General features: G+C 51.6%; 6 protein-coding genes. All 6 read left to right on the top strand.

The annotated features are described in order from the left end of the window. Positions 1 to 201 precede the first annotated feature (201 nt). The 6 genes from AB4Z33_RS14595 (at position 202) to AB4Z33_RS14570 (ending at position 7,280) form a co-directional block, all read left to right on the top strand. Positions 202 to 645, top strand: a complete 444-nt coding sequence (locus AB4Z33_RS14595; protein ID WP_442050595.1) for a MarR family winged helix-turn-helix transcriptional regulator — start codon at positions 202 to 204, stop codon at positions 643 to 645. 126 nt (positions 646 to 771) lie between these two features. Next, positions 772 to 1,725 carry a ring-cleaving dioxygenase gene (locus AB4Z33_RS14590; RefSeq protein ID WP_442050594.1) on the top strand — a complete coding sequence of 318 codons (954 nt, stop codon included), beginning with the start codon at positions 772 to 774 and terminating at the stop codon, positions 1,723 to 1,725. A 296-nt stretch (positions 1,726 to 2,021) separates the two neighbouring features. After that, positions 2,022 to 4,091, top strand: a complete 2,070-nt coding sequence (locus AB4Z33_RS14585) for a bifunctional aldolase/short-chain dehydrogenase (RefSeq protein WP_442050593.1) — start codon at positions 2,022 to 2,024, stop codon at positions 4,089 to 4,091. 94 nt (positions 4,092 to 4,185) lie between these two features. Then, entirely contained in the window at positions 4,186 to 4,560 is a 375-nt protein-coding gene (locus tag AB4Z33_RS14580) for a sensory rhodopsin transducer (protein ID WP_442050592.1), read from the top strand. 33 nt (positions 4,561 to 4,593) lie between these two features. Then, positions 4,594 to 5,814 carry an L-rhamnose isomerase gene (gene rhaI / locus AB4Z33_RS14575; RefSeq protein WP_442050591.1) on the top strand — a complete coding sequence of 407 codons (1,221 nt, stop codon included), beginning with the start codon at positions 4,594 to 4,596 and terminating at the stop codon, positions 5,812 to 5,814. Next, positions 5,811 to 7,280 (top strand): rhamnulokinase, encoded by a 1,470-nt coding sequence (locus AB4Z33_RS14570; RefSeq protein ID WP_442050590.1) that lies wholly within the window; start codon positions 5,811 to 5,813, stop codon positions 7,278 to 7,280. Before rhaI ends, AB4Z33_RS14570 begins: the two co-directional genes overlap by 4 nt.

The following is a 7,280-nucleotide window of genomic DNA, read 5'->3' as shown; positions in this document are numbered from 1 at the left end:
GCGTCACGCTGTTCGGCAAAGGCTTCGGCAATTACAATCAAGACATTGAAGTTACGCTCCGCTGCTAAGGGGGCGTTTTTTTTCATTTATAAATAGTTAGGAAAAATATATGAATTGAGACTGTTGACGAATACATTAAATTAAAGTATCTTTAAATAAAGATAAACGAAATTGAGACATTAAATGAATGAGGTGAGTAAGATGAGCACAACGAAAAACGAATCTCTTGACCTCTACATTGCTCTTTCAAGAGCGAGCGAGTGGGTGAATGCACATGCCGATCGTGATATTAGAAGCCACGGATTGAACCGGACGGAGTTCGGCGTTCTGGAGCTGCTGTATCATAAAGGCGCTCAGCCGATTCAGCAGATCGGCACCAAAGTATTAATGAGCAGCGGCAACATCACCTATGTGGTTGATAAGCTCGAGAAGAAGCAGTTCGTGAAACGCAACCCCTCGCCGAGGGATCGCCGGCTCATTCTTGCGGAAATAACGGATGCGGGCAGAACGTTCATGGAAGAGGTTTTTCCTCAGCATACGAAGGTGATCGAGCAAGCGGTAGCCGGTTTGACGGAGGAAGAGAAGAAAGCTGCGGGTCAATTATTGAAGAAGCTTGGGAAGTACGCGCAGGATGGCTTCAAGTAGTCGTTGCTCGTAAGCGAAAGCGATGGCTGCTTTTCTCTCATAGCAATATCTTAATTTTAAGACATCTAAAATGTAGGCATGAACAAGTTAATTATAATTTTATATAAACCAAGGAGATGGATGACAATGACAAACCAACAAACAGCAGGTATTCACCATGTAACAGCTTTCGTACGCAGCGCGCAAGAAACGGTAGATTTTTATGCGGGTATTCTCGGACTTCGTCTGGTCAAAAAAACGATCAACTTCGATGCGCCGGAAGTGTACCATCTGTACTTCGGCAATGAATCAGGCGGACCGGGCACGATCATTACGTTCTTCCCATCCGAAAACTCGCGCAAAGGACGTGTCGGAGGCGGCCAAGTCGGATTCACGACTTATGCGGTGCCTGTAGGCAGCTTATCCTTTTGGTCGGACCGTCTATCGCAATTCAGCGTACCGTTCGAGACAACGCAGCGCTTCGGCGAAACGTACCTCAGATTCGAAGACCGCGACGGTCTGAAAATCGAAATCGTAGAGCGCGCGGAAGGCGCGAAAAGCACTTGGGCTTTCGGCGGCGTGTCGGTAGATAACGCGATCAAAGGCTTCGGCGGTGCCGTCCTATTCAGTACGGCTCCTGACAAAACCGCACAACTGCTGGAGCAAGTGATGGGGCTTGAGAAAATCGGGCAAGAGGGCGCATATGCACGGTTCAAATCATATGGCGATATCGGCAACATTATTGATGTGAACGTGACTCCGATGGATTACGGCGCCGGCGGCGCAGGTACGGTCCACCATATCGCATGGCGCGCGAAAGACGACGCCGAGCATGCGGCTTGGAGAAGCCACGTTGAAGCAAGCGGCTACCGTCCAACACCGATCGTCGACCGTCAATACTTCAATGCGATCTACTTCCGCGAAGAAGGCGGCATCTTGTTCGAGATTGCAACGGATCCTCCAGGCTTCGCTCGTGACGAAGCGCCAGAGGCTTTGGGCGAAAAAATTATGCTTCCTGAATGGTTCGAGGAACACCGCGAGCTTATCGAGCAAAACCTGCCTCCAATTCAAGTAAGGGTGTTGGAAGCTGATCAACAATAATAATTAGTGGTTGGGCCCTCGTCATAGACGAGGGCTTTTTTTTCTTTTTTCTTTATACAGGTATTTCTTGTCTCTCACTATTGAACATAGCACCATACGTTGGCGCGGTGAGGTAGCGGCTGGCTGAGATTGTAAGTAAGAAGTAGCTTAGGTAATATGCTGTCGGATCCAGTGGGTGACGATGGAAACAAAGAAAAAGAGGTTTCTGTTTTTGTTTGAAATAGGTATATTCAAAAACAAACAAATATGATATTATCAAAACAAACAAAAACAAAACATTATTCGGAGGTATATCCATGGTACAAAGTTTGTGGGAATCAGCAGAAGCTTCGAAGTTTGAAAGCGGACTTGATCAACTCGTTTATCGCTCCAACATTATCGGCGCGGATCGCCGCGTATGCAATTATGGCGGCGGCAATACGTCGACGAAAACAATCGTTAAGGACTTCCGCGGACGCGAAGTAGAAGTCATGTACGTGAAGGGCAGCGGCTCTGACCTTGCAACGATGAAAGCGGGCAATTTCACAGGTCTTCGCATGGACGATATTCGTCCGTTGTTCGAGCGCTCCGAAATGCCGGATGAGGAAATGGTCGCTTATCTCGTTAATTGCATGATCGATTCCAAACATCCACGCGCTTCGATCGAGACTTTGCTGCACGCATTCCTGCCTTTCAAACATGTCGATCATACACATCCGGATTCGATTATCAGCCTATGCTGTGCGGATAACGGAAAGGAGCTTGCTAAGGAAATTTTCGGCGACCGTTTTGTATGGGTTCCTTATGTTCGTCCAGGCTTCAACCTGTCAAAAATGATCGCGGAAGGCGTCCTTGCCAACCCGAACGCCGAGCTCGTGCTTATGGAGAAGCATGGTCTTGTTACTTGGGGCGAAACGTCGGAAGAGTGTTATGCACAGACGATCAAGATCATCTCCGAAGCGGAAGCATTCATTGAAGCACGCGTAAATGAAGCGAAGTTGTTCGGCGGCGCGAAGCATGAAGTGCTAGCAGCCGAAGTTCGCCGCAGCGTTGCAGCTAGTGTAATGCCAACGATTCGCGGTGCGGTAAGCGACGCTAAGAAAATGATTCTGTCGTACGACGACGAAGCGGACGTGCTGGCATTCGTTAGCGGCGAAGCTTCGCCGAAGCTGTCCCAAGTGGGCGCAGCATGCCCGGATCACCTTGTTCACACGAAGGTTGTTCCGCTCTTCATCGACTGGACGCCTAACGCGGACGATATCGAAGGACTAAAAGCGAAGCTGATAGAAGGCATCGCTTCCTATAAAGAGCAATACCAAGCTTACTTCGAACGCAACAAAAACGAAGGCGACGTGATGTTCGAAGCAGCGCCGCGCGTCATTCTCATTCCGGGTATTGGCATGATCAACACAGGCAAGAGCTGGGCCATGTCCAAAGTCAGCGGAGCTCTTTACCACCGTGCGATTGCCGTTATGCGAGGCGCAACCGCACTTGGCGACTTCGTATCGCTTAGCGAGAACGAATCGTACAACGTCGAGTACTGGCCGCTTGAGCTTTATAAGCTGTCCCTTGCTCCGGCAGAAGCGGAATTCTCCCGCAAGGTTGCTTTCATTACTGGCGGCGCGGGAGGTATCGGCAGCGAAACAGCTCGTCGTCTAGTGTCCGAAGGCGCGCATGTTGTGCTTGCAGACCTTAACCTTGAAGGCGCTCAGAAGGTTGCTGACGAGATTAATGCCAAGTATGGTGAGAACCGCGCGATTGCGGTTAAAATGGATGTAACGAGCGAGGAGCAGGTAGCTGCGGCTTACGCGGAAACATCGATTGCTTACGGTGGCGTTGACATTATAGTCAATAATGCAGGGCTTGCAACTTCCAGTCCGTTCGACGAAACGTCGCTTAAGGAATGGAATTTGAATATGAACGTGCTTGGCACGGGCTACTTCCTTGTTGCCCGCGAAGCGTTCAAGCTAATGAAACAGCAGGCAATCGGCGGCAACATGGTATTCATCGGTTCGAAAAACTCGGTTTATGCAGGCAAAAACGCTTCGGCGTACAGCGCGGCCAAAGCGCTTGAAGCRCATCTTGCGCGCTGCATCGCAGCGGAAGGCGGCGAGTTCGGCATTCGCGTCAACACGATTCTGCCGGATGCGATCCTGCAAGGCTCGGCGATCTGGAACGGAAGCTGGCGCAATGAGCGGGCTGCCGCTTACGGCATCGAGCCTGATCAGCTGGAAGAATACTACCGCAAGCGCACGACATTGCTTGTGAATATCTACCCRCGTGATATTGCGGAAGGCATCGCGTTCTTCGCTTCATCCAAAGCGGACAAAACGACGGGCTGCATGCTGACAATCGACGGCGGCGTACCTGCAGCGTTCACGCGTTAATCCAATAGGGAAAGCATAAACAGGGCAGCAGAGAAGAGCGTCGCCTTCGGCGGCGGCGCTTGCTGTTTGCTGCTTCAAGGAGGGCACTTTAACCATGTATCAAGCGCGTGGAGAGAAGCATTGGTTCATACCTGACGGATTCATACCGCCGGACAGCACGGGTGCGCTTACGAGCCACGAATCGGTGTGCGTCCTGAATTGCTCCTCGGAAGAGGCGCTTATCCGGTTTACGATATTTTTCGAAGACCGCGAACCTATTGAAGACATCCTGGTCGTCGTGCCAGGCAGACGTACGAAGCATATTCGTACGAGCTCATTAGTGAAGAACGATGAGGGTATCCCCGTTGGCGTTCCATACGCGATCGAGGTTCTAAGCGATATTCCAATCATTGTCCAATACAGCAGACTCGATTCGACGCAAGCGGAGAACACGCTTATGTCGACGATTGCTTATCCTTTGAAGTCATAAATCACTATATTTTATATTGAAAGGGTGTTCACCATGTCCGATCGTGCATATGCACTATTTGCAGAGCAACAGCAAGCTAGAGGAATTAACCTGGAGGACGTAAAGTCCAAATTGAAAGCGCTCAAAATCGAGACGCCATCTTGGGGGTACGGAGATTCGGGTACGCGGTTCAAAAACTTCCAAAAAGTCGGCGTTCCCCGCAATCCGTTCGAGAAGTTCGACGACGCCGCACAGGTTCATAAACTGACAGGTCTTGCTCCATCGGTTGCCATCCATATTCCTTGGGATAAGGTTGATGATTACAGCAAGCTGAGAAGCCATGCGGAGAGCCTCGGCCTTAAAATTGGTGCCATCAATCCGAACTTGTTCCAAGAAGACGACTACATGCTTGGCAGCGTAACGAATGCCGACCCGGCTATCCGTCGCAAAGCAACGAACCACTTGCTCGAATGCGTTGATATTGCGAAAGAAACGGGCTCGCGCGATATTAGCCTATGGTTCGCTGACGGCACGAACTACCCAGGCCAAGGCGACATTCGCAAGCGCAAAGGCTGGATGTACGAAGCGCTTGCCGAAATGTACGGCGCAATGACGCCAGAGATGCGCATGCTGATCGAATACAAATGCTTCGAGCCTGCATTCTACCATACCGATCTTGCGGATTGGGGCATGGCGTACAACATGGCGCTTAAGCTTGGACCTCAAGCGGAAGTACTCGTCGATACGGGCCACCATCTGCCTGGCGCGAACATTGAACATATCGTGGCTTACTTGCTGGACGAGAAACGTCTTGGCGGTTTCCACTTCAACAGCCGCAAATACGCGGACGATGATCTGATCGTCGGCACGGTCAATCCATACGAGCTGTTCTTGATCTTCTATCAAATCTTGAATGCAGCAGGCGACGATGATGCGGCTATTCGCAGCAACGTAGAGAATATCGCGTACATGATCGACCAGTCGCATAACATCGAGCAGAAGATCCCGGCTATGCTGCGTTCCGTGCTCAATGTTCAGACGAACTTCGCCAAAGCGCTGCTTATTAACCATGAAGAAGTGGCTGCTGCTGCTAACAGCAACGATGTGCTCGGCGCGGAAGATGCCGTTCGCAAAGCGTTCGAATTCGACGTTACGCCGCTGCTTCACGCGATTCGCGAAGAGCAAGGCTTGCCGCTTGATCCGATGAAGGCTTATCTTGCCAGCAGCTACGGCAAAGACATTCTTGCTAGAGGCAAGGGCGGTGCGAGCTGGTGACCATACTCGCATTCGATCTTGGCGCGAGCAGCGGCAGAGCGCTGCTCGGCCGCTTGCAGGATGGCAAGATCGAGGTCGAAGAGCTGCACCGGTTCAGCAATGATCCGGTGCAGGTAGGCGACCGGCTGCAGTGGGATATTTTGCGCCTGCTGCATGAGTTGAAACAAAGCTTGCTGCTTGTGAAGCATCGCGGCATTAAGCTGGACAGCATTGCGATCGATTCATGGGCGGTCGACTTCGGACTGATCGGCGAGAACGGCGAGCTGCTTGGCAATCCGTATCACTATCGCGATTCGCATACGAACGGCGTGATGGAGAAGGTTCGCGAGGAGCTAAGCGATTCGGAGATATTCGGACGTACAGGCATTCAGTTTTTGCCTTTTAATACGATTTATCAGCTTGCCGCGCTTAAGCAAGCTCATTCGCCGTTATTGCGGGAAGCGAAACATTTCTTGATGATCCCGGATCTGCTCCGTTATTTCCTGACTGGCGAAATGTACAATGAGTTCTCCAATGCGACGACGACGCAGTTGTACAACCCGTTAACTGGAGGCTGGGATGAGACGCTTATTCGTGCCATTGGATTGTCGCCGGATCTGTTTGGTGAGGTTGTACAGCCTGGAACAGGCGTTGGCATGCTGCGCCCATCCTTGTGCGAGGAGCTCGGCATTGATCCGGTTCCGGTTATTGCGGTCGCTGAGCACGACACGGGTTCGGCTGTTGCAGCCGTTCCGGCGTTCGATCGCTCATTCGCTTACTTAAGCTGCGGAACATGGTCGCTCATGGGTACGGAAGTGGGAGAGCCGGTCATTAACGAGCTGTCGGAGCAACTGAACTTCACGAACGAAGGCGGTGCGTATGGCACGTATCGTTTGTTGAAGAACATTATGGGCCTATGGATTTTGCAGGAATGCAGAAGAGCGTGGGAACGTGCAGGAAAATCGTTCTCCTTCCCCGAATTAGTTAAGTTGGCCGGCGAAGCAGAACCGTTCGCGGCTTTCGTTGATCCTGACGATCCCGTATTTATGCCTCCTGGCGATATGCCTGCACGCGTCGTTGAATACTGCAAGCGTACGGGGCAGCAAGCACCTGAGAGCGTAGGCGCGATTACGCGCTGCGTGCTGGAGAGCTTGGCGCTGAAATATCGCTTTGTGTTGGAGCTGACGGAGAAGCTGTCGGGCAACCGATTCGGCGGGCTGCATATGGTTGGCGGCGGCATTCAGAATCAATTGCTTTGCCAATGGACCGCTAACGCGATCGGCAAGCCGGTATGGGCCGGTCCGGTCGAAGGCAGCGCCATCGGCAACATGATCGTACAGTGGATTGCCGGCGGCAAGCTGACCGATATTTGGGAAGCGCGCAAGGTAATTCGCGATTCGTTCCCTGTGGACGAATACGAGCCGGAGCAGTCGGAAGCTTGGGAACGGGCTTATGAAGCTTTTGTTGTGAAGACAGGGGTCGCTTAA

The organism is Paenibacillus sp. 2TAB19, assembly GCF_052115185.1.
Taxonomy (GTDB): Bacteria; Bacillota; Bacilli; order Paenibacillales; family Paenibacillaceae; genus Pristimantibacillus.
This window is presented reverse-complemented; position numbering and strand designations above follow the sequence as displayed.